The organism is Nocardia sp. NPDC004151, assembly GCF_042874235.1.
GTDB lineage: Bacteria > Actinomycetota > Actinomycetes > Mycobacteriales > Mycobacteriaceae > Nocardia.
In genome coordinates this window covers 175,804-197,161 of sequence record NZ_JBIAMR010000015.1, presented here as the reverse complement: position 1 = coordinate 197,161, position 21,358 = coordinate 175,804, and the positions used below count along the sequence as shown (strand labels likewise).

General features: G+C 70.3%; 15 protein-coding genes and 3 pseudogenes. 12 read left to right on the top strand and 6 right to left on the bottom strand.

Features of this window, described 5'->3' with window-relative positions:
* The 4 genes and pseudogenes from ACFYTS_RS28985 to ACFYTS_RS28970 form a co-directional block, all read left to right on the top strand.
* A pseudogene (locus tag ACFYTS_RS28985) lies at window positions 1–201 on the top strand (long-chain fatty acid--CoA ligase); the annotation flags it as partial.
* Window positions 202–472: 271 nt separating this feature from the next.
* Window positions 473–727 (top strand): hypothetical protein, encoded by a 255-nt coding sequence (locus ACFYTS_RS28980; RefSeq protein ID WP_387308635.1) that lies wholly within the window; start codon window positions 473–475, stop codon window positions 725–727.
* Between the two features lie 79 nt (window positions 728–806).
* Window positions 807–1,256: pseudogene (locus ACFYTS_RS28975) on the top strand (Hsp70 family protein); the annotation flags it as partial.
* A gap of 277 nt (window positions 1,257–1,533) precedes the next feature.
* A complete protein-coding gene (locus tag ACFYTS_RS28970; protein ID WP_387308633.1) occupies window positions 1,534–4,626 on the top strand; it encodes an NAD-glutamate dehydrogenase domain-containing protein in 3,093 nt (1,030 codons plus the stop codon).
* Window positions 4,627–4,641: 15 nt separating this feature from the next.
* Here the strand turns inward: ACFYTS_RS28970 and ACFYTS_RS28965 are convergent, their stop codons facing one another.
* The gene (locus ACFYTS_RS28965; protein WP_357289117.1) at window positions 4,642–6,168 is read right to left on the bottom strand and encodes a PucR family transcriptional regulator; all 1,527 of its coding nucleotides are present in this window, start codon (window positions 6,166–6,168) and stop codon (window positions 4,642–4,644) included.
* A gap of 143 nt (window positions 6,169–6,311) precedes the next feature.
* Between ACFYTS_RS28965 and ACFYTS_RS28960 the strand changes: the two genes are divergently transcribed.
* The 8 genes from ACFYTS_RS28960 (at window position 6,312) to ACFYTS_RS28925 (ending at window position 17,118) form a co-directional block, all read left to right on the top strand.
* Complete coding sequence (locus tag ACFYTS_RS28960; RefSeq protein WP_357289114.1) at window positions 6,312–7,742, top strand: aminobutyraldehyde dehydrogenase; 1,431 nt, start codon at window positions 6,312–6,314, stop codon at window positions 7,740–7,742.
* Window positions 7,743–7,791: 49 nt separating this feature from the next.
* Window positions 7,792–9,135 carry a 4-aminobutyrate--2-oxoglutarate transaminase gene (gabT, locus tag ACFYTS_RS28955; protein WP_387308631.1) on the top strand — a complete coding sequence of 448 codons (1,344 nt, stop codon included), beginning with the start codon at window positions 7,792–7,794 and terminating at the stop codon, window positions 9,133–9,135.
* Window positions 9,136–9,150: 15 nt separating this feature from the next.
* Window positions 9,151–10,608, top strand: coding sequence for an NAD-dependent succinate-semialdehyde dehydrogenase (locus tag ACFYTS_RS28950; protein WP_357289109.1), 1,458 nt, complete (start codon window positions 9,151–9,153; stop codon window positions 10,606–10,608).
* A 148-nt stretch (window positions 10,609–10,756) separates the two neighbouring features.
* Window positions 10,757–12,334, top strand: a complete 1,578-nt coding sequence (locus ACFYTS_RS28945) for an APC family permease (RefSeq protein ID WP_357289106.1) — start codon at window positions 10,757–10,759, stop codon at window positions 12,332–12,334.
* Between the two features lie 33 nt (window positions 12,335–12,367).
* Window positions 12,368–13,333 carry a nitrilase-related carbon-nitrogen hydrolase gene (locus ACFYTS_RS28940; protein ID WP_387308628.1) on the top strand — a complete coding sequence of 322 codons (966 nt, stop codon included), beginning with the start codon at window positions 12,368–12,370 and terminating at the stop codon, window positions 13,331–13,333.
* Window positions 13,333–14,367, top strand: a complete 1,035-nt coding sequence (locus tag ACFYTS_RS28935) for an agmatine/peptidylarginine deiminase (RefSeq protein ID WP_387308626.1) — start codon at window positions 13,333–13,335, stop codon at window positions 14,365–14,367. The genes ACFYTS_RS28940 and ACFYTS_RS28935 overlap by 1 nt, the downstream gene beginning before the upstream one ends.
* A gap of 163 nt (window positions 14,368–14,530) precedes the next feature.
* Window positions 14,531–15,895: a flavin monoamine oxidase family protein gene (locus ACFYTS_RS28930; RefSeq protein ID WP_387308624.1), complete on the top strand. Its 1,365-nt coding sequence runs from the start codon at window positions 14,531–14,533 to the stop codon at window positions 15,893–15,895.
* 95 nt (window positions 15,896–15,990) lie between these two features.
* Complete coding sequence (locus ACFYTS_RS28925; protein WP_387308622.1) at window positions 15,991–17,118, top strand: serine/threonine-protein kinase; 1,128 nt, start codon at window positions 15,991–15,993, stop codon at window positions 17,116–17,118.
* Between the two features lie 4 nt (window positions 17,119–17,122).
* Here the strand turns inward: ACFYTS_RS28925 and ACFYTS_RS28920 are convergent.
* The 5 genes and pseudogenes from ACFYTS_RS28920 to ACFYTS_RS28900 all read right to left on the bottom strand — a co-directional run.
* Window positions 17,123–17,333: pseudogene (locus ACFYTS_RS28920) on the bottom strand (pyruvate kinase alpha/beta domain-containing protein); the annotation flags it as partial.
* 349 nt (window positions 17,334–17,682) lie between these two features.
* A complete protein-coding gene (locus ACFYTS_RS28915) occupies window positions 17,683–18,483 on the bottom strand; it encodes an ABC transporter ATP-binding protein (RefSeq protein ID WP_387308619.1) in 801 nt (266 codons plus the stop codon).
* Window positions 18,480–19,529 (bottom strand): ABC transporter ATP-binding protein, encoded by a 1,050-nt coding sequence (locus ACFYTS_RS28910; RefSeq protein ID WP_387308617.1) that lies wholly within the window; start codon window positions 19,527–19,529, stop codon window positions 18,480–18,482. Before ACFYTS_RS28910 ends, ACFYTS_RS28915 begins: the two co-directional genes overlap by 4 nt.
* Window positions 19,526–20,413, bottom strand: a complete 888-nt coding sequence (locus ACFYTS_RS28905; protein ID WP_387308614.1) for an ABC transporter permease — start codon at window positions 20,411–20,413, stop codon at window positions 19,526–19,528. The genes ACFYTS_RS28910 and ACFYTS_RS28905 overlap by 4 nt, the downstream gene beginning before the upstream one ends.
* Window positions 20,410–21,357 carry an ABC transporter permease gene (locus ACFYTS_RS28900; RefSeq protein ID WP_387308612.1) on the bottom strand — a complete coding sequence of 316 codons (948 nt, stop codon included), beginning with the start codon at window positions 21,355–21,357 and terminating at the stop codon, window positions 20,410–20,412. Before ACFYTS_RS28900 ends, ACFYTS_RS28905 begins: the two co-directional genes overlap by 4 nt.
* Window position 21,358: the final 1 nt, after the last annotated feature.

Below are 21,358 nucleotides of genomic sequence, written 5' to 3'. Positions count from 1 at the left end.
CACGAGGACCTCGGCCAGGAGGTGGCCGCCATCGTCGTGGTCGACGATCCGCAGACCCTGACCGAGGACGAGCTGCGCGACCACGTGGCCAGGCAACTGGCCTACTTCAAGGTGCCCGCCCGCTGGCTGGTCACCGCGGATCCGCTGCCGCGCAACGCCACCGGCAAGGTGCTGCGCCGCGACCTCACCGTGGGGAAGTGAATTCCACCCGGACTCGGCGGTATGTGGCAGGCCCAATACATCACCGTCACGCTCTGCGGCGGCTATCCTCTGGTTTGAGCGGGTCCGTGTCCGGGTTGTGTTCCCGCGCAAGCGATCTGCGAAACCCGGCGGGGATGCTGCGTTGAAGTGGCGATAGCCACGCGGTGGCGGAGGCAGGGGTGAGTCGGAACCTGAGCCGGAACCCGTGCGCGGCGAGTTGCCTCCAGCGCAACCGCAACCGCAACCGCAACCCCGAGCCGAACCGATTGCGGTGCACGACAACGCGCTCATCGTGGCGAATCCTGACCTGTCGCTGACAACGCCGTCGGCGGTCTGGATCGCGGCCGACGGCACCGCGCTGGTCGGCGCGCTCGCCAAACGCAAGGCACGCCAACGGGGTACGCCGCCGGCTAGGTTCTTCAAGCGGAGCATGGGCACCGATCGGCCGGTCACCGCGGGCCACGCGGTCCTAACCCCATTGCAGGCGTCGGTCCCCCTGCTGCGGCACCTGAAGCAGACCGCCTAGGCGACGCTGGGCGTGCCGATCGAGCGGGCCGTCATCACCGTGCCCGCGCAGTTCGACCAGCGCCAAGACCCAGACCACCAAGGCGGGCGAGGCGGCGGGGCTGGAGGTGGCCGAGACGCTCATGGAGCCGGTGGCCGCCGCCCTCGCGCACATGCACGAGAACGGCTGGTCGGAGTCCGAGCTCCGCCGCTACCTGGTGTACGACCTCGGCGGCACCTTCGGCACCTCGGTGGTTTCCTGGGATCCCGCGGACGGCTTCAGCTCCTTCGGCGGGGACCGGTACCTGGGCGGCTGCGACTTCGACCGGACCATCGTGGACTGGATGGTGTCGCAGCTGCCCGTCTACGACCTGCGGGTGGAGCCCGGGAACCGGGCCGACGAGGAGCGGCCGGACCGGCTGCTGTCGCTGGCCGAATCCGCTGAGCACGAGCTGTCCCGGGAGAACGACGCCGATTGCACGGCCTGCTCAACAGTCGCAGGCCGGACGACTATCTCGAGCCGCCTCTCGCGGACTTCGAGGAGAAGCTGAAATCACTCTAGGATCTGGCGCTGTTCCTCCAGCGAACCGAACCCCAACTGCGGCAGACGCCGTAACCGGCCCCGATCCGAGCTCGAACCGGGCGGGTCGAGTTCAGCGCATCCGCGCTGATCGGCCCGGGAGCGCGCGGGGACGCGCCCTCTGGTCCGGCACTGGACGAACCGGAGCGCCGGGCCTCGCCGACCGCGCCGCATTGTCGACTGTGTCGAGGCTCTCTTTGCGGCAAATTTACTGCGACATCACAGGTCACGCGCAGGGAGTTGAGCAGATGCATCTCGGAGCCGTCGGCACGCTGGACGAGGATCGGACGGAGGCCGCCCCCCGCCTCCGCTTCGATCCCGATTCGCTGCCGCCCCGTGCGAGGCTGACCTGGCCCGGCGCCCCGGCGTCATTGACCGAGCTGATCGAGATCTTCTCGGCCCTGGGCCTGCACGTCACCACCCATGAGGTGAGCGTGGAGGGGCTGTGCACCGAGCATCGATTCACCTTCCGGCCCACGGCCTTCGGGCTGAGCGAGCCGACGGCCGAGCTGCTCGCGGAGGCGTTCACCGCCGCCACCGCGGGCACGCTGGAGATCGACGGCTTCACCGGTCTGATCGCCACCGCGGGCCTGGCCTGGCAGGACGCGATCCTGGTGCGGGCCGCCTGCCGGTATCTGCGGCAGGCCGGGCTGCGCATGAGCGAGCCCCGGATCGCCGAAATCCTCACCGCCCATCCGGATTTCGTGCGCGCGTTCGTCGCGCTGTTCCACGCGCGCTTCGATCCCGAGCACCCGGATCGTGCCACCGCGGTGGCCCATGCCGACGCCGAGGCCAAGCACCGCCTGGAGTCGGCCACCACCCTGCCCGAGGATCAGCTGCTGCGCGGGCTGTACACCTTCTGCACCGCGGTATTGCGCACCAACTGGTTCCAGCCGGACCGGGCGGTCGCCGCGTTCAAGATCGATCCCGCGCGGTTGTCGCTGTCCACGCCGATCACGCCCTACCGCGAGATCTTCGTGCACTCCACCCGGGTCGAGGGCAGTCACGTGCGCGGCGGCGTGATCGCGCGCGGCGGTCTGCGCTGGTCGGATCGCGTCGACGACTTCCGCACCGAGGTGCTGGGCCTGATGAAGACCCAGACGGTGAAGAACTCGGTGATCGTCCCGATGGGCGCCAAGGGCGCGTTCGTCGTGCGCGGCGGCCGCACCGATCCGGCCTCGGCGGAATTCGCGTACGCGGCCTTCATCGGCGGCCTGCTCGACGTCACCGACAATGTCGTGGACGGCGTCATCACCACGCCCGCGCACACCGTCGTCTACGACGACCCGGATTCGTATCTGGTGGTGGCCGCCGACAAGGGCACCGCCCGCTTCTCGGATCTGGCCAATTCCATTGCGGTGGCACGTGGTTTCTGGCTCGGCGACGCCTTCGCCTCGGGCGGCTCGACCGGCTACGACCACAAGGCGCTGGGCATCACCGCGCGCGGCGCGTGGCGCTCGATTCGGCAGCACTTCGCCGAACTCGGCATCGATCCCGATACCCAGCCCTTCACGGTCACCGGTATCGGCGACATGTCGGGCGACGTCTTCGGCAACGGCATGCTCGAGACCGACCGCATCCGCCTGGTGGCCGCCTTCGACCACCGGCACATCTTCCTGGACCCCGACCCGGATCCGGTGCTCTCGCACCAGGAACGCACCCGGCTGGCCGGATTGGAGCGCAGCAGCTGGGCCGACTACGACCCGGCGCTGATCTCCGCGGGCGGCGGCGTGTGGCCGCGCACCGCGAAATCGGTGCCGCTCGCACCGGAGGTGCGGGCGCGGCTGGGCGTCACCGCCGCCGAACTACCCGCACCCGAGCTGATCCGGGCCATGCTCGGCGCGGAGGTGGACCTGCTGTTCAACGGCGGCATCGGCACCTACGTGCGGGCCCGGGACGAACAGGACGCCGACGTGGCCGACCCGTCCAACGACGAGGTGCGGATCACCGCGGATCGACTGCGCTGCCGGGTCATCGGCGAGGGCGGCAATCTGGGGCTCACCCAGCAGGCCCGCATCGAATTCGCCGTCGCCGGCGGCAAGGTCAACGCCGACTTCATCGACAACGCCGCCGGCGTGGCCACCTCCGACCGCGAGGTGAACCTCAAGATCGCGCTGGATTCCGCGGTGGCCGCGGGACTGTCGACCGTCGACGAACGCAATCGGCTACTGGCGGCGGAGGCCGACGCCGTGGCCCGCGCCGTGCTCGCCGACTGCGATCGACAGGCGCTGGCCATCAGCCTCGCCGAGACGCACGCCCCCTTCCTCATCGACCGGCACGGCCGCCTGATCGAGAACCTCGAGCACGCGACCGAACTCGACCGAGCCGCCGAATTCCTGCCCACCCCGGCCGATCTCGCGGCGCGCCGCCGCGCGGGCAAGGGCCTGGTGCGCCCGGAGATCGCGGTATTGCTGGCCACCGCCAAGAACCTGGTCCGCGAGGAACTGCTGGCCTCGGACGCGCCGACCGACCCGGTGGTGACCGGCGCGCTGGCGAGCTACTTCCCCGACCGCATCCGGGACCTGCTGGGCGAGCGGCTGCTGGGCGAGCATCCGGTGGCCCGCGAGATCATCGCGGTGGCCGCGGCCAACCAGGTGATCAATCGGGTCGGCCCCGGCATGATCCACCGGCTCGAGGAGCGGCTGGGCGCGGGCACCCCGCAGATCGTGCTGGCCTGCGCCGTTGTCGACGCCGTCCTGGACGTGGACCGGTGGTGGCGTGAGGCACTGGCATTGCCGGGCGTCTCCCCGCAGATTCGGATGGGCATCCTCAAGGGCATTCAGGACGCGGTGGAACAGGCCACCGCCTGGCTGCTCACCCATCGCAGCGCGGCCACCTGGTCCGCCGAGATCGACTGCCACGCACCGGTTGTCGCCGAACTGATGACGGTCCTACCACGCCCCGGCGGCTATCCCGGGCGGGATCTGGCCAACCTGCGCCTACTCGCCCAGGCCCTGCCGCTGAGCGCGACCGCCCGCCGCACCGGGCTGCCGGTCACGCTGGTCAGCCAGACCTACCGCGAGCTCGGCGAATTGATCGGCCTGGACTGGCTGGCCACGACCTTCGCGGCCACCCGCACCTCCGACCACTGGGAGACGCTGGCCGCCGCGGTGCTGGCTGATGAACTCCAAGCCCGCTGGCACGCGCTCGCGGCGGCGGTCCTGTCCTGGGCCTCCCCCGCCGATTCGGCCCGCGACCACGTCGCCGCGTGGAAGTCCTCGCCGGCCGCGCTGCGGCTGGTGGAGCTGGTCGCGCGCCTGCGCCGTTCGGGCACGGTCGATCTCGCCCGGCTCTGCGTCGTCAACGCCGAACTCGCGACCGCCGCCCTCGGCAACGAGTAGCCGCCACACCACCGATCAGCGGCGGGCCACGACGGCCAGCAGCAGTTCGGCGCGAACCAGCGCCTGATCGAGCTTGCAGCCCAGGATCGATTCGATCCTGGCCACGCGGCTGCGCAGGGTGTGGCGGTGCACGCCGAGCGCGGTGGCAGCGGTCTCCCATTGGCCGTGGGCCTCGAGGTAGGCGCGCAGTGAGCCGATGAGATCGGTGCCGTGCCGGTCGTCGTAGTCGATCAGCGGCTGCAGCATGGCCTCCGACACCGCGCTCAGCACCCGCTGGGCCTCCGGAAAGGCCAGCAGCGCATGGCCCGCCAGCGCCGCCAGCTCCAGCGGGCGGGCCCCGGGCGCCGCCGCCGAGGCGGCCAGCTCGGCATTGTCGACAGCCGCGCTGAAGCGGCGCAGCGGATGCGGGGAGCTCAGCCCCGCGCGCACGGTGGCACGCACATCGGCGGGCAGATCGGCCAGGAGTTGCTCGGCGACCTCGTCGGTGTCGGAGCCGCGGAGCAGGACCGCGGCGTGGTCGCCCGTGACGTGCGCGAACAGCTGCCGGTTGAGCAGGCGCAGCCGCGCGTCGATCGCGTCGAGGGCGACCGCCGCGGCCTCGGGCCCGGGGCACCACAGCACGAGGGCGCGGATGCGGCCGGTGCGGTCGGCGGCCGCGGTCAGGTGCTGCCACATGCTGTCGGGGTCGCCCGGCTGTTGCAGCAGCATGGCGATGGCTTGAGAGTTCAAGTGGTTCTGGGCCATTCGCAACCGGGCCGGCTTCTCGAAGTCGAGGGCGAGCAGCGAGCTGGCGTGACCGAGCAGCACCTGATCGACCGGACCGAGTGCGGTGGCGGTGACGACCGCGAGGTGCCCGTGCACGGTCTGCCCGGCACTGATGGCCTGCAGCACGATGTACTGCCCCGACGACACCTGGATGACGCCGCTGCCCGCGCTCTCGCCGTGCGCGGCGATGAACTCCCCGATGCGGTCGAGGGTCTCGGCGGCGGGCGACCGCGGATGCGCCTCGGTCACGACGCCGTCGCCGCCGACCACGAGCACCGTCGCCGACAGCGCCACCGACAGCTCCTTGATGACCGCGCGCACGCCCTGCACGGCCGCCCGCGTCATGCGCGGCTGCGCCCGCGAGGCGCGCAGCACCTTTTCGTACTCCTGCTCGGCGAGCCGCTGCATGACCTTCTTGGTGATGGCCGCGAACGGGGTCGGCAGCGGCACCTCGAACAGCGGCAGCCCGAGCCGGTCAGCGGCCTCGACCAGATCCGCGGGCACCGTCTCGTGCGAGAGCCCGATGCCGAATCCGACGCCCGCCACCCCGGCCGCCCCGAGGTCCTCGAGATACCGCGACCGGTCGGCGCGACTGAGCGGCAAACCCATGCCGGTGGTCAGCACCAGCTCGCCTCCGGACAGCCATTGCTGGGGTTCGGTCAGCTCGGAGGTCAGGACGAGGGTGATGGCCCGTCCGAGCCCGCTCGCGCCGCCCTTGAGCACGAGGCCCAGCTCAGGTTGGGACAGGACCCATCGGACAGGTATTCCCGCGTTCACAGCGCTCCCATAGCAATCTGGACGATCTGTCGAAACCGAATTCTTCTCCCACGCCGATCCGGCAGGTGACGCAGGGGTGTGTTGCGCAGCACACTAACTGGCAACCCCACAGAACGCACTTTCGAACGAGATCGGGCACACACATGACGACTGAGCTGCTCCGCAACTACATCGATGGCCGGCTGGTGCCCGCCACCACGTCGGAGTCGTTCGAACTGATCAGCCCCGTGGACGAAGCGGTGACCGGCCTCAGCCCGATCTCCGGCCGGGCCGATATCGACGCCGCCGTCGCCGCCGCCACCCGCGCCCTCCCCGCCTGGAAGGCGACCACCCCGAGTCAGCGTCAGGCCGCGCTGCTGAAGCTGGCCGACGCCATCGAGGCCAACTCCGACGCCCTCGTCGAGGCGCAGTGCCGCGATACCGGCCAGCCCAAACATCTGGTCGCCTCCGAGGAGGTCGCCGCCGGCGCCGATCACCTGCGCTTCTTCGCGGGCGCCGCGCGCATGCTGGAGGGCAAGTCGGCCGGCGAGTACATGTCCGGGTTCACCTCGTATGTGCGCCGGGAGCCGATCGGCGTGATCGGCCAGGTGACCCCGTGGAACTACCCGCTGATGATGGCCATCTGGAAGATCGGCCCGGCCCTGGCGACCGGGAACACGGTGGTGCTCAAGCCCAGTGACACCACCCCGGGCAGCACCCTGCTGCTGGCCGAGCTGTCGCACGGCATCCTGCCCGACGGCGTGCTCAATGTGGTGCTGGGCACCGCGAGCACCGGCGCGACCCTGGTGAGCCACCCCGACCTGGACATGGTGGCGATCACCGGTTCGGTGCGGGCGGGCATCGCGGTGGCCGAGGCCGCCGCCGCGCAGGTCAAGCGCGCGCACCTCGAACTCGGCGGCAACGCGCCGGTGATGATCTTCGGCGACGCCGATCTGGCGCTGGCCGCCGACCGCATCGGCGACGCGGCCTTCTTCAACGCCGGTCAGGACTGCACCGCCGCCACCCGGGTGCTGGTGCACGAGTCGGTGCACGACGACTTCGTCGAGGCGCTGGTGAAGAAGGCGCGGACGGTGAAGCCGGGCCTGCCCGACGACCCCGACGCCGCCTACGGCCCGCTCAACAACATCCGGCACTTCGAGTCCGTCATCGGCAAGATCGCGGCGCTGCCCGCGCACGCCAGCGTCGCCACCGGCGGTGAGCGGGTCGGCGAGCGCGGCTTCTACCTCGCCCCGACCGTCATCACCGGTGTGCGCCAGGACGATCCGATCGTGCAGGAGGAGATCTTCGGCCCGGTCATCACCGTGCAGACCTTCGCCGACGAGGCCGCCGCCGTGCGGCTCGCCAATGACGTCGTCTACGGCCTGGCCTCGAGCGTGTGGACCCGCGATCACGGTGTGGTACAGCGCGTTTCGGCGGCCCTGGACTTCGGCGCGGTGTGGGTCAACTGCCATATCCCGCTGGTGGCGGAGATGCCGCACGGCGGGTTCAAGCGCTCCGGCTACGGCAAGGATCTCTCCGCCTACGGCGTGGAGGACTACACCCGCGTCAAGCACGTGATGAGCGCGCACGACTGAGTTCACCGCGCCACCCGACCTGTCACTCCTTTCCGCAGAAAGACTTTCGATGACCGAGATCACCTACCGGCTCCCGCAGCAGCGGGTGCTGACCACCGCCCTACCGGGCCCTCGCTCGCAGGAGCTGGCCGCCCGCCGCAAGGCCGCCGTCGCGGCCGGGGTGGGTTCCACCGCGCCGGTGTACGCGGCCGACGCCGACGGCGGCGTCATCGTCGACGTCGACGGCAATTCGCTGATCGACCTGGCCGCCGGTATCGCGGTGACCAATGTCGGCGCTTCGCACCCCAAGGTGGTCGCGGCGGTGCGGAAGCAGGTCGAGCGGTTCACCCACTCCTGCTTCATGGTCACCCCGTACGAGGCGTACATCGAGGTGTGCGAGCAGCTCTCGGCGCTCACCCCGGGCGATCACGAGAAGCGCAGCGTCCTGTTCAACTCCGGCGCGGAGGCGGTGGAGAACGCGGTCAAGGTGGCGCGCCTGGCCACCGGCCGGACCGCGGTGGTCGCCTTCGACCACGCCTATCACGGCCGCACCAACCTGACCATGGCGTTGACCGCGAAATCCATGCCCTACAAGTCGCATTTCGGTCCGTTCGCCCCCGAGGTGTACCGGATGCCGATGTCCTACCCGTTCCGAGACGGCGGGCAGGACGGCGCGGCCGCCGCCCGCGAGGCGATCACCCGGATCGAGAAGCAGATCGGCGCGGATTCGGTGGCGGCGATCATCATCGAGCCGATCCAGGGCGAGGGCGGATTCATCGTGCCCGCGGCCGGTTTCCTGCCGACGCTGGTGGAGTGGGCGCGCGCGAACGGCGTGGTGTTCATCGCCGACGAGGTGCAGACCGGTTTCGCGCGCACCGGCGAATGGTTCGCCTGCGATCACGAGGGCGTGGTCCCCGACATCATCACCATGGCCAAGGGCATCGCCGGCGGTATGCCGCTCTCGGCCATCACCGGCCGCGCCGAGCTGCTCGACGCCGTGCACGCGGGCGGCCTGGGCGGCACCTACGGCGGCAACCCGGTCGCCTGCGCGGCGGCACTGGCCGCCATCGACGCCATCCGGGACCACGATCTGCCCGCCCGCGCCCGCCGGATCGGCGAGACGGCGCTGACGCGCTTCCACGCCCTGGCGCGGGAAGTTCCGGCCGTCGGCGACGTGCGCGGCCGCGGCGCCATGCTGGCGCTCGAGTTCGTCCGCCCCGGCACCACCGAACCCGATGCGGCACTGACCGCCGCCGTCGCCAAGCGCTGCCTGGAGCAGGGTGTGCTCACCCTGACCTGCGGCACCTACGGCAATGTCATTCGACTGCTGCCGCCGCTGGTGATCAGCGACGAACTGCTCGACGAGGCGCTGACGGTGCTGTGCACCGCCATCGCCGATCTCGCTGGCCGATAGGGGGCTGGGACGACAATGTTGGAATACGACAACATCAGCGCCCGCGTCCCCACCGGGATGTGGATCGACGGGGCGTCCGCCCCGGCCGCCGGCGGCCGCACCTTCGCGGTCCACGATCCGGCCGGTGGCGGGGTCCTCACCGAGGTCGCCGACGCGAACGGCGAGGACGCCCTGCGCGCCCTCGACTCGGCCTGCCGGGCCCAGTCCGCGTGGGCCGCGACGTCTCCGCGGGAACGTTCGATGATCCTGCGCCGCGCCTGGGAGATCCTGCTCGAACACACCGAGGACATCGCGCTGCTGATGACCCTGGAAATGGGCAAGACCCTCGCCGAAGCGCGCGGCGAGGTCGCCTACGGCGGCGAATTCCTGCGCTGGTTCAGCGAGGAGGCCGTGCGCGTCGGCGGCCGCTACACCGAATCCCCCGCCGGGACCGGGCGCATCCTGGTCACCCAGCAGCCGGTCGGCCCCTGCCTGGCGATCACTCCGTGGAACTTCCCGCTGGCCATGGGCGCTCGCAAGATCGCCCCGGCGCTGGCCGCGGGCTGCACCGTCATCGTGAAGCCCGCCGAGGACACCCCGCTGACCATGCTGGCCCTGGCGCGGATCTTCGCCGAGGCCGGTCTGCCCGCGGGCGTGCTGTCGGTGCTGCCGGGCAGCGATGCCGCGGCCATCACCGCGCCGCTGCTGGCGGATCCGCGCCTGCGCAAGGTGACCTTCACCGGTTCGACCCGGGTGGGCAAACTGCTGCTGCGCCAGGCCGCCGACAATGTCCTGCGGACCTCGATGGAGCTGGGCGGCAACGCCCCGTTCATCGTGTTCGAGGACGCCGACCTCGACCAGGCGCTGGCCGGGGCGATGGCGGCGAAGATGCGCAACGGCGGCGAGGCGTGCACCGCGGCCAACCGCATCTACGTGCACAACTCGATTCGCGCGGAGTTCGCCTCGCGCCTGGCCGAGAAGATTGGCGCGCTCCGCGTCGGACCCGGTTACGCACCGGGCGTCGACACCGGCCCGCTGATCAACGAACGGCAGCGCAAAACCGTTGCGGCACTGGTCGACGACGCCGTCGCCGGCGGCGCGGTGGTCCGCACCGGCGGTCAGATCATCGACGGGCCGGGCTGGTTCTTCCAGCCCACCGTGCTCGACGAGGTGCCGCGCACCGCGCGCATGCACCGCGAGGAGATCTTCGGCCCGGTCGCCGCCGTCTACGGCTTCGACACCGAGGACGAGGTCGTGGCCCTGGCCAATGACACCGAATACGGCTTGGCCGCCTACTTCTACACGCAGGATCTGGATCGCGCGCTGCGCGTGTCCGCCGCGCTCGAGGCCGGGATGGTCGGCGTGAATCGCGGCGTCATCTCCGATCCGGCGGCCCCGTTCGGCGGGGTGAAGCAGTCCGGTCTGGGCAGTGAGGGCGGGTCCGAAGGGATCCACGAGTACCTCGACACCAAATACGTCGCGCTGACCCGCTGACGTCATTCCCCGGCACCCCGGCCCCTGCGCCGGATCCGGTGCCAACCCGGTCTCCGGCAATGACGCCGCCGATCGGTTCGCCACCGCGGCGCGGTGCGGTCGAGGGCCCCGGCCTTCGACCGCGCCACACCCCGTACCAGGAGCTTGGATGCTCGTACAGAACACCTCCGAGACGGCAGAGCCCGCTCAGGACCACACCGCTTCCAGCGGTAAGGGATTGGCCACCGACAAGGTCGGCACCCTGGCCGGCGCGGTCCTGAGTATCGCGTCCATCGCCCCCGCCTACACCACCACGGCCAGCGTGGGCCTGATCGTCGCCGCGGTCGGCCTGAAGATGCCCGCCCTGCTGATCGCCGGGTTCGTTCCGATGTTCCTGGCGGCCTTCGCCTATCGCGAGTTCAGCACCGAGACACCGGACTGCGGAGCCTCCTTCACCTGGTCGGCGCGCGCGCTGGGACCCTACGTCGGCTGGATGGCCGGCTGGGGTTCGGTGATCGCGGTGGTCATCGTGCTCGCCAATATCGCCGCGGTGGGAGCGGAGTTCCTCTATCTGACCATCGGACGGATGACGCACTCGGAATACATTGCTGCACTGGGTGAGAACAAGCTGATCAATATCGTCACCACGCTCGTCTTCCTGGCCGCGGCCGGATGGGCGGCCAGTCGGGGCATCAGTTCCAGTGAGCGGGTGCAGTACGTGCTCGTCGGGTTCCAGCTGACCGTGCTGCTGCTGTTCGCGGGCATCGCCCTGGCCAAGGCCCTCAGCGGCGATACGCCGTCGGGGCTGAGCTTCAGCCTCGACTGGTTCAACCCGCTGACCGGACTCACCCTGGGCGCCTTCGCGATCGGATTGATCGGCTCGGTGTTCATGTACTGGGGCTGGGACACCGCACTCACCCTGGGCGAGGAGTGCAAGGACCCTCAGCGCACGCCCGGCCGCGCCGGACTGCTGTCGATCCTGACCGTGCTGGGCACCTATCTGCTGCTGGCGGTCGCGCTCATGTGGTACGCCGGGGTCGGCGACACCGGCATCGGCCTGGGCGGGGAGAAGGCCCGCAACAATGTCTTCGGCACGCTCGCCGAACCGGTGATGGGCAGCGCCGGTGAACTGCTGCTGTTCCTGGCCGTCCTGGTCTCCACCATCGCCAGCCTGCAGGCCACCTTCCTGCCCGCCGCGCGCGCCATGCTCGCCATGGGCACGTTCAAGGCGCTGCCCGAACGGTTCGCGTCGGTGCACCCGGTGTATCAGGTGCCGCGGTTCGGCGCGGCGGTCGCCGCGGTGGTGGCGGGCGGTCTGTACGCGATCACCGCGCTGCTGTCCGAGCACGTGCTGCTGGACACCATCGCCGCCCTCGGCATCATGATCTGCTGGTACTACGGCATCACCGCGTTCGCCTCGGTCTGGTACTTCCGCAAGCGGTGGTTCGCCTCCGCGCGCGACACCGTGTTCAAGCTCGTGTTCCCGCTGCTGGGCGGAGCGATGCTGCTGGTGGTGTTCGGCATCTCGGTCCGCGAGAGCCTGAAGCCCGAAGTCGGCAGCGGCGCTTCGATTCTCGGCATCGGCCTGGTGTTCTACCTCGGCTTCGGGATCCTGGCGCTGGGCGCGGTGCTCATGCTGATCCAGCGCTGGCGTCAGCCGGAGTACTTCCAGGGCAAGACCTTGCCGCGCGCGGTGTCGGGCGATCCGATGCCCGAGCCGGTCGCACCCCATCTGAGCGGGCACTAGCGCGCCGCACCCTTTCGACCATCAGGAGTTGTCATGCACGTCATCACTTGTTTCGAACCACCCGTTTCGCATGCGCGAGTGCAGGATCCGGTCCGCCCGCCGCTGCGGGTCGCACTGGTCCAGCACCGCTGGCAGGCCGACGGCGAGGCCATGATCGCCGAGCTGAACGAGGGCATCGCGCGCGCCGCCGAGCTGGGCGCCAAGGCGGTCTTCCTGCCCGAGGTCACGCTGAGCAAGTACCCCGCCTTCGTGCGCGGCGGCGAGAATCCGGGCGCCGACGCCGAGGACCTGACCACGGGTCCGACCTTCACCTTCGCGGCCAAGGCCGCGATCGAGCACGGCGTGTTCGTGCACGCCTCGCTGTACGAGCGCGCCGACGAGGGTGACGGGCTCGGCTTCAACACCGCGATCCTGGTGTCCCCCACCGGCGAACTGGTCGGCCGCACCCGCAAGCTGCACATTCCGGTGTCGGCCGGCTACTACGAGGACACCTACTTCCGGGCCGGACCGGCCACCGACGAGGCGTACCGGCCGCACAGCCACCCCGATCTCGGCCCGGCGCGCATCGGCATGCCGACCTGCTGGGACGAGTGGTTCCCCGAGGTCGCCCGCATGTACTCGCTCGCGGGCGCCGACGTCATCGTCTATCCGACCGCCATCGGCTCCGAGCCCACCTTCCCGGATTTCGACACCCAGCCCCTGTGGCAGCACGTGATCGTCGGAAACGGCATCACCGCGGGCACTTTCATGGTGGTGCCCAATCGTTACGGCGACGAAGGCGAGATCACCTTCTACGGTTCGTCGTTCATCTCCGACCCGTACGGCCGGGTGCTGGTGCAGGCTCCGCGCGACGAATCCGCCGTGCTGGTGGCCGATCTGGATCTGGATCAGCGCACCGACTGGCTGACGCTGTTCCCGTTCCTGGACACCCGCCGCCCCGACACCTACGCCCGCCTCACGGCTCCGGTCGACACCGAGCACCCCTTCGGGCGGGCCTGATGAGCTGGCGTATGCCCGCCGAGCACGGGCCGCACCGCCGCACCTGGATGGCGTTCCCGCCCGAGGGTTCGGAGATCACCGCGACCCCCGAGGCGACCGACGAGGCCCGCAGCGCCTGGACCGCGGTCGCGCACGCGGTGGCCGAGTTCGAACCGGTGACCATGGTCGTCGATCCGGCCGACGTCGGCACGGCCCGGCGCACCCTGTCCTCGGCGATAGACATCGTGGTCGCGCCGCTCGACGATGCCTGGATGCGCGATATCGGGCCGACCTTCGTGCACGCCGACGACGGTTCGGTGGCGGCCGTGAACTGGGTGTTCAACGGGTGGGGCCAACAGGATTGGGCCTCCTGGGACGACGACCGCGAGATCGGCCGGGCGGTCGCGGCGGCGGCCGGGATCCCGGTCGTCGAGTCGCCGCTGGTGAACGAGGGCGGCGGCATCCAGGTCGACGGCGCGGGCACGGTCATCCTCACCGACACCGTGCAGTTGGACCCGTTCCGCAATCCGGGCCTGTCCAAGGCCGAGGTCGAAGCCGAACTGCGGCGCACCATCGGCATCGATAACGCGATCTGGCTGCCGCGCGGGCTGTGGCGCGATTCCCAGCGCTTCGGCACCCGCGGGCATTCCGACATCGTGGCGGCGCTGCCCGCGCCCGGGGTGGTGCTGGTGCACGATCAGCGCGACGGCGAACATCCCGACCACGCGCTCAGCCTCGAGCTGATGAAGCAGTTCGCGAACGAGACGACTTCCGCCGGAAAGCCTTTCACGGTCGTCCCGCTGCCCGCGCCGCGCACGCTGCGCGACGCGGAGGGGTTCGTCGACTACAGCTACATCAATCACTACGTCTGCAACGACGCGGTCATCCTGTGCGGGTTCGACGACCCGAACGATGCCGAGGCCGCGTCCGTGCTGGCCGAGGTCTATCCCGGCCGGACCATCGTCACCGTCGACGCGCGGCCGATCTTCGCGCGGGGCGGCGGCATCCACTGCATCACCCAGAACGAACCGCTGCCGGTCTCTGCCGGGCGGTAGCGGGCTCACCCGCACGGACACCGGACCGTCACGCCACCCTGGCGAATGAGGGGCGGTCCGGTGCGCCGAATCGGCGCGGGCATGATCGTGACCGCGCCCACATACTGAAATAGCAACCTCCGGGCTATCCGGAGGTCCTCGAATTACCGGTTAAGGAGCTCTCGTGGCTGTCATCGCTCGTGACGTCGTGATCGTGGGTGCCGGACCCTCCGGCCTGACCGCTGCGGCGGAATTACGGAAGGCCGGCCTCACGGTGGCCGTATTGGAGGCCCGCGATCGGGTCGGCGGCCGCACCTGGACCGGCGACGTCGACGGCGCCATGATCGAGATCGGCGGCCAGTGGCTGTCCCCGCACCACACCGCCGCGCTGGCGCTGGTGCGCGAACTCGGGCTGGAGACCTTCTCCCGCTACCGCGACGGCGACTCGGTCTACCTGGCCGCGGACGGCACCCGCCAGCAATTCGTCGGCGACGTCTTCCCCGCCGCCCCCGAGACCGCCGCCGAGATCGACCGGCTGATCAAGCTGCTCGACGAGCTGGCGGCCGAGGTCGGCGCCGAGGCCCCGTGGACGCATCCGCAAGCGGCGGAGCTGGATTCGGTGCCGTTCAGCATCTGGCTCGAACGCCAGTCCGACAACGAATACGCCCGCGAGACGGTGTCGTTCTACGTCGCCGGCGCCATGCTGACCAAGCCCGCGCACACCTTCTCCACCCTCCAGGCCCTGCACATGGCCGCCGCGCAGGGGTCCTACACCTCGCTGGCCACCGACACCTTCATGCTCGACAAGCGCGTGGTCGGCGGGATGCAGCAGGTGTCGCAGCGCCTGGCCGCTCCCCTCGGCACCGATCTGCACCTCGGTGCGCCGGTGCGCCGGATCCAGTGGTCCGAGACGGGTGTGACCGCCTTCGCCGACGGCGATCTCGAGGTGCGCGCGAACCGCCTGGTACTGGCGGTGCCGCCGAACCTGTACGCCGGTATCAGCTTCGATCCCCCGCTGCCGCGCCGCCGCCACCAGATGTACCAGCACATGTCGTTCGGCTTCGTGGTGAAGGTGCACGCGGTGTACGAGACCCCGTTCTGGCGCGCGAAGGGCTTGTCCGGCACCGGCTTCAGCGACACCGACATGGTCTCGGAGGTGTACGACAACACCAACCACGGCATGGACAACGGCGCCATGGTCGGTTTCATCGCCCACGAACAGGCCGACGCCTACTTCGCCATGGGTCCGGCCGAACGCAAGCGGGCCGCGCTCGACTGCCTGGTGCGCTACCTGGGTCCCGAAGCCGCCGAACCGGTCGTCTTCTACGAATCCGATTGGGGCTCCGAGGAATGGACGCGCGGCGCCTACGGCGTCAGCTTCGACCTCGGCGGCATGACCCGCTACGGCCACGATCACCGCGACCCGATCGGGCCCATGCACTTCGCCTGCTCGGACCTGGCCGGCCACGGCTTCCAGCACGTCGACGGCGCGGTCCGGATGGGCAAGGCGGCGGCCGCCGCCATCGTGGCGCAGCACAGTCTGGTCTGACGCACCGCGATGAGCGATCGGGGGGACCGCTACACTGGGCCACTGACTGAAATTTCAGTCGATAGCGTGGCCCGGTGTCGAAGGAGGTAGGGCGCATGGATACATCGGCGTTCGGCCGCTACGACCTGCAATCGCTCATCGGTGAAGGCGGTATGGGACGGGTCTATCGCGCCTACGACACCGAAACCGACCGGGTCGTCGCGGTGAAGGTCCTGCACGAGCGCCTCGCGACGGACCCGGAATACCGGGAGCGATTCCGTCGCGAGGCTCACTCCACCGCGCGGCTGCGCGAGCCCCACATCGTGCCTATCCACCACTTCGGCGAGATCGACGGCCGCCTGTACCTCGACATGCGGCTGATCGACGGCACCGATCTGCACACGCTGCTGTCCCAGCGAGGCGCCATGCCGCCCCGGCTGGCGGTGTCGTTCATCGACCAGGCCGCCGCCGCGCTGGACGCCGCGCACGCCGAAGGCCTGGTGCACCGCGACGTCAAACCATCCAACCTGCTGATCAACGGCCGGGACTTCGTCTATCTGATCGACTTCGGCATCGCCCACTCCGGAGCGGTGGGCCTCACTGGTGTCGGCAACGCGATCGGCACCTTCACCTATATGGCCCCCGAACGGTTCACCACCGGCCACGCCGACGCGCGCTCGGACGTCTACGCGCTGGCGTGCGTCCTGTACGAGTGCCTCACCGGGACCCGCCCCTATCCGGGCGACAGTCTGGAACAGCAGCTGGCCGGGCATCTGAACGCCCCGCCGCCGCGGCCCAGTCCGGCCCGGCCCGGCATTCCCGTCGCACTCGACGAGGTGATCGCGCGCGGGCTCGCGAAGAATCCCGACCACCGCTACCCCACCGCCGGGGCGCTCGCGGCGGCCGCCAGACGCGCGGTCGAGTCCGCGCCTCGCACCGCCGCGCCCTTCGAATCCGGCAGCGGCGCACGGCAACCCGCCACCCGGATCCTCCCGCCACCGCCGCGGCTCGGTCCGCCCGCCCCACCACCCCGGCCGGTCCCGGCGCCAGGGCCATCACCCCGACGGCGGCGCCGAGCCGTCGGCGTCATCTCGAGCGTGGCGATCCTGGCGGCGCTGATCGGCGCGATCACCTACATCCTGCTGCCGCCCGCCGCGGAGGAGGAGCCGGACTACCGGACCGGGTACTCGGTCGAGACCACCGGTTACCCGTCCGAAGCCGGCTCCCCCGTCCCGGGCGAATAGGAACTCAGTAGTCCCACCCGCCGATCCGAAGGATGGCGTTGGTCGATCCGACCGCGCCTGGCGGGGTGCCCGCGACGATGACCACCAGATCGCCTCTGCGATAACGGTTCATGGCCGGCAGCGCATCGTCGATCCGGGCGATCATGCCGTCGGTGGAACGCACCTCGGGCAGGATGAAAGTTCTCTGTGCCCCAGGTCAGGGCCAGCTGGTCGCGACGGCGAGAATCCCGACCGTGCGGCTGGCCCGCGCGTCCGCTGCCCGCACCCGCTCGTAGCCGGCCCGGTGGTCAGGGTGTTCGCCGTGGCTGAAATTCAGTCAGGCGATGTTCATTCCGCTGCTGAGGAGATCCTCGATCCCCACATCGGTGGCGACCGCGGGTCCCAGGATGAACACCCATCTAGCGCGCCGAAGGGCGTCGGCCCCGCAGGGTTCGAGCGCGGATCATATTGCGAGCGTTGTCAATTCGGCGCCTTCCGTGGCCGAGAGCACAGACCGGTCCGCCAGGGGATGCGGGAGCATCGCCCTGGCGGATGTCGGTGCGCTGATCGATGGTTGTGTACAGCTCAGAGGTTGGTGTCGGCCGGGATCGATCGACGCCGGGGACGCCATCCCGGCCGCGGGACACTGTCGAGCAGCGCCCGCGTGTACGGGTGCCGGGGGTCGCGGAGCAGCTCGTCCGTCGGCCCGGCTTCGACGATCCGACCGGTCTGCATGACGATGCAGTGCTCGGTGATCTGGCGGACGACCGCCAGGTCGTGAGTGATGAACACGTAGGAGATCCCGGTGGACTCCCGGATATCGTCGAGCAGGTTGAGGATCTGCGCCCGGATCGAGACATCCAGGGCGGCAACGGCTTCGTCGAGTACCAGCACCCGGGGATCGGCGGCGAGCGCGCGGGCGATGGCGACGCGCTGACGTTGGCCGCCCGACAGGTGCGCGGGCAGGGACGCGAGCAGGCGCGCGTCGAGCGCGACCATATCGGCGAGTTGCCGCACCCGCTCGGCGGTGGCGGCGTGCCCGGTGTGCAGGCGCACGGCCTCGGTGAGCGTCTGGCGGACCGTGCGCTGGGGATCGAGGCTGGTATGCGGGTCCTGGAACACCATCTGCGCCTCCCGGGCCCTCGCGCGGCGCGCACGCGTGGAGCGCGACGGCCGGGATCGGTCGCCGCCGCAGCAGACGATGCAGCCGGCGCTGGGCTGTTCCAGCCCGATGATCATGCGGGCGACGGTGGTCTTGCCCGAGCCCGATTCGCCGACGATGCCGATCGAGGACCCGGCGGCCAGTTCGAAGGACACGTCGGTGACCGCGGCGAAGGCGCCGAAGTTCTTGCACAGTCCGGAGACTCGCAGTGCCGGTTCGTTCATTCGGTGTCTCCTCGCAACCGCGGTCCGAGTTCGTCGGCGCGCAGGCATCGCACGGCGACGCCGGATTCGTGGGTCAATGGCACGGGGCCGGATTCGGTGCAGCCGGGCACGTGGAAGGGGCAGCGGGCGGCGAACGCGCAGGTCGGTTCCGCCTCCCACGCCCCGATCGGGCGTCCGGGGATGGCCGCCAGGCGCGTCCGGGGCCGGTCGAGGTCGGGTCGCGCGCCCGCCAGGGCCGCGGTGTAGGGATGTCGCGGATCGTGGTGCAGCGCTTCTGATTCCTGCGATTCGACGATCTGGCCCGCGTACATGACGGCGGTGCGGTCGCAGACGGCGGCGGCGAGATCCAGGTCGTGGGTGATGAACAGCAGCGACACCCCGGCGTCGTGGCGCATCTCGTCGAGGATCGCCATCACCTCCGACTGGGTCGTCACGTCGAGGGCGGTGGTGGGCTCGTCGGCGAGGATGAGCTTGGGTTCGCCGAGCAGGGCGGCGGCGATCATGACCCGTTGCAGCATGCCGCCGGACAGGTCGCCCGGGTACTGCCGCATCCGGCGGGCGGTATCGGTGATCCCGACCTCGGAGAGCATGCGCTGCGCGCGCCGGGTCGCCTCGTGCCGGTCGGTCCGGCCGACCGTCCGCAACTGCTCGGTCAGGAAGTCGCCGATGCGCCGCACCGGATTGATGTACGCGCGGGGGTCCTGGAAGATCACCGCCAGATCGCCGCGCTTGCGGCGCAGGGCGTCACCGCGCAGGGCGAGCAGGTCCTGGCCGTCGAAGCGGATGGTCCCGGTGGTCTCGGCCCGGTCGGGCAGCAGCCGGGCCAGCGTCCGCAGGGTCATGGACTTCCCGGCCCCGGATTCCCCGACCAGCCCGAGCGCTTCGCCGCGCTCGATGGTCAGCGAGATGTCGCGCAGGACTTGGCGTTTGCGGCCGCCGACGTCCAGGGTCAGATTCAGTCCCTCGATCGCGACCAGCGGCGCGTCGGCGCCGGTGGCCGCGGGACCCCGCGACCCGGGGACGGTCTGGGGGGTGGCGGTAGTCATGAGCGTTCCCTGCCCTGCTTGTCGTTGAGGCGTTCACCGAGGATGTTGAAGGAGACGATGACCAGGACCAGCGCGGCGCCCGCGACGAACGATTCGGCGGGAAACCCTTGCAGCACACCGGTTTCCCCCTCGGAGACCATGACGCCCCAGTCGGCCTGCGGCGGCTGGACACCCAGTCCGAGGAAGGAGACCGCCGCGAGATCCAGTGCGGCCCAGCCGAACAGGATCGTGGCCTGCGCGACGAGCAGGGGCGCGATATTGGGGATCAGGTGCCGGATCGCGATGGACCAGGCGCCGCTCCCCTGCACCTCGAGCGCCTCGATGTAGGGCAGCGAGCGTTCGCGCAGGGCCGCGCCGCGCACGATCCGGGCCACGTAGGGGGTGTAGGCGACCGCCAGCGCGAGCGCCGCCGACCACTGGCTGGGCCCGAAGACCGCCGCGCCGAGGACCGCGAGCAGCAGTCCCGGGAAAGCGAACACGAGATCGGATCCCGAGGAGATGACGCTGTCGGTCCAGCCGCGCCGCCACGCCGCGAGCACCGCGAGCGCGGTCCCCACGATGATCGCCACCGCGGTGACGATGAACGCGCCCAGCATGGACGAGCGCGCCCCGACGAGCAGACGCGAGAGCAGGTCACGGCCCTGGGAGTCGAAACCCAGCGGGTGCGAGCCGGTGGCGCCGACGAACGCGTGCGAGAGGTTGCTCTCGTTCGGCGGGAACGGGGCCAGCAGCGGCCCGAACACGGCGACGATGATCGCCAGCACGATGATCACCGCGCTCGCGTAACCGATCCAGCCGACACCGTTCAGGCCGGGAACCCGCCACCTGCGTCCGGTCGGGAGGCTGACATCCGAGGCGGGCACGGGCCCGGAGACGATGGTCATGCCGCCGCCGTTCCGAGACTCACCCGCGGGTCGAGCAGCGCGTAGAGGAAGTCCACGACGCTGTTGACGATCACGAACGCCACCACCATGAGCAGCGAAATGGCTTGGACCACTGCGAAATCCTTGTTCTGTGCGGCCGTGACCAGACTCGATCCCAGCCCGTTGAGGTTGAACGCCTGCTCCACGATCGACACCAGCACGATCAGCGACGCCAGGGCCAGGCCGGTGACGGTGGTGATGGGGATCGCGGCATTGCGCAGGATGTGGCGGCGCAGAATGTGGTGCGCCGGCAGGCCGCGACTGATAGCGGTCCGGACGTGCTCGCGGGCGGATTCGGTCCGCACCGACGCCCGGGTGATGCGGGCGACCAGCGCCAGCGACGAGCACGCCAGCGCGATCGCCGGCAGCGTGAGATGTTTGATCTGGTCGGCGAATCCGACGCCGTCGCCCAGGGCCGGGAACCAGTGCAGCTTCACGGCGAACAGACTGATCAGCGCGAGAGCCGCGACGAAGGACGGGAGCGCCGCGAGCACGGTGGTGGTCAGCAGCGCCGCGGTGTCCAGGATGCCGGGCTTGAGGGCGCTGAGAACGCCGATGCCGATACCGATCACCACGATGATCAGCGACGTGTAGGCCACCAGCAGCGACGTGGTCGGCGCGCGTTGCGCGATGAGCGTCGACACGTCCTGCCGGGTACCGATGGAGTAGCCGAGGTCGCCGTGCAGCGCCGAGGTCAGCCAGTACCAATAGCGCACCGGCAGCGGGTCGGCGAGGTGATACCGCTCGGTCAGCACCGCGCGGTACTCCGGGGTGATCTGCCGCCCGCCGGTCAGCACCGCGATGGGGTCGCCCGGCGCCAGATACATCGCGGCGTAGACGCCGATGCTGGAGATGAACAGGGTCGCGAGCAGCAGGGCGCCGCGTCGCAGGAGGAAGCCGCGCATG

Bases quoted from the DNA above. Each gene is read 5' to 3' on its own strand.
- ACFYTS_RS28970 (WP_387308633.1), top strand. From the start codon at position 1,534: ATGCATCTCGGAGCCGTCGGCACGCTGGACGAGGATCGGACGGAGGCC.
- ACFYTS_RS28960 (WP_357289114.1), top strand. From the start codon at position 6,312: ATGACGACTGAGCTGCTCCGCAACTACATCGATGGCCGGCTGGTGCCC.
- gabT (WP_387308631.1), top strand. From the start codon at position 7,792: ATGACCGAGATCACCTACCGGCTCCCGCAGCAGCGGGTGCTGACCACC.
- ACFYTS_RS28950 (WP_357289109.1), top strand. From the start codon at position 9,151: ATGTTGGAATACGACAACATCAGCGCCCGCGTCCCCACCGGGATGTGG.
- ACFYTS_RS28945 (WP_357289106.1), top strand. From the start codon at position 10,757: ATGCTCGTACAGAACACCTCCGAGACGGCAGAGCCCGCTCAGGACCAC.
- ACFYTS_RS28940 (WP_387308628.1), top strand. From the start codon at position 12,368: ATGCACGTCATCACTTGTTTCGAACCACCCGTTTCGCATGCGCGAGTG.
- ACFYTS_RS28935 (WP_387308626.1), top strand. From the start codon at position 13,333: ATGAGCTGGCGTATGCCCGCCGAGCACGGGCCGCACCGCCGCACCTGG.
- ACFYTS_RS28925 (WP_387308622.1), top strand. From the start codon at position 15,991: ATGGATACATCGGCGTTCGGCCGCTACGACCTGCAATCGCTCATCGGT.
- ACFYTS_RS28915 (WP_387308619.1), bottom strand. From the start codon at position 18,483: ATGAACGAACCGGCACTGCGAGTCTCCGGACTGTGCAAGAACTTCGGC.
- ACFYTS_RS28910 (WP_387308617.1), bottom strand. From the start codon at position 19,529: ATGACTACCGCCACCCCCCAGACCGTCCCCGGGTCGCGGGGTCCCGCG.
- ACFYTS_RS28905 (WP_387308614.1), bottom strand. From the start codon at position 20,413: ATGACCATCGTCTCCGGGCCCGTGCCCGCCTCGGATGTCAGCCTCCCG.
- ACFYTS_RS28900 (WP_387308612.1), bottom strand. From the start codon at position 21,357: ATGCGCGGCTTCCTCCTGCGACGCGGCGCCCTGCTGCTCGCGACCCTG.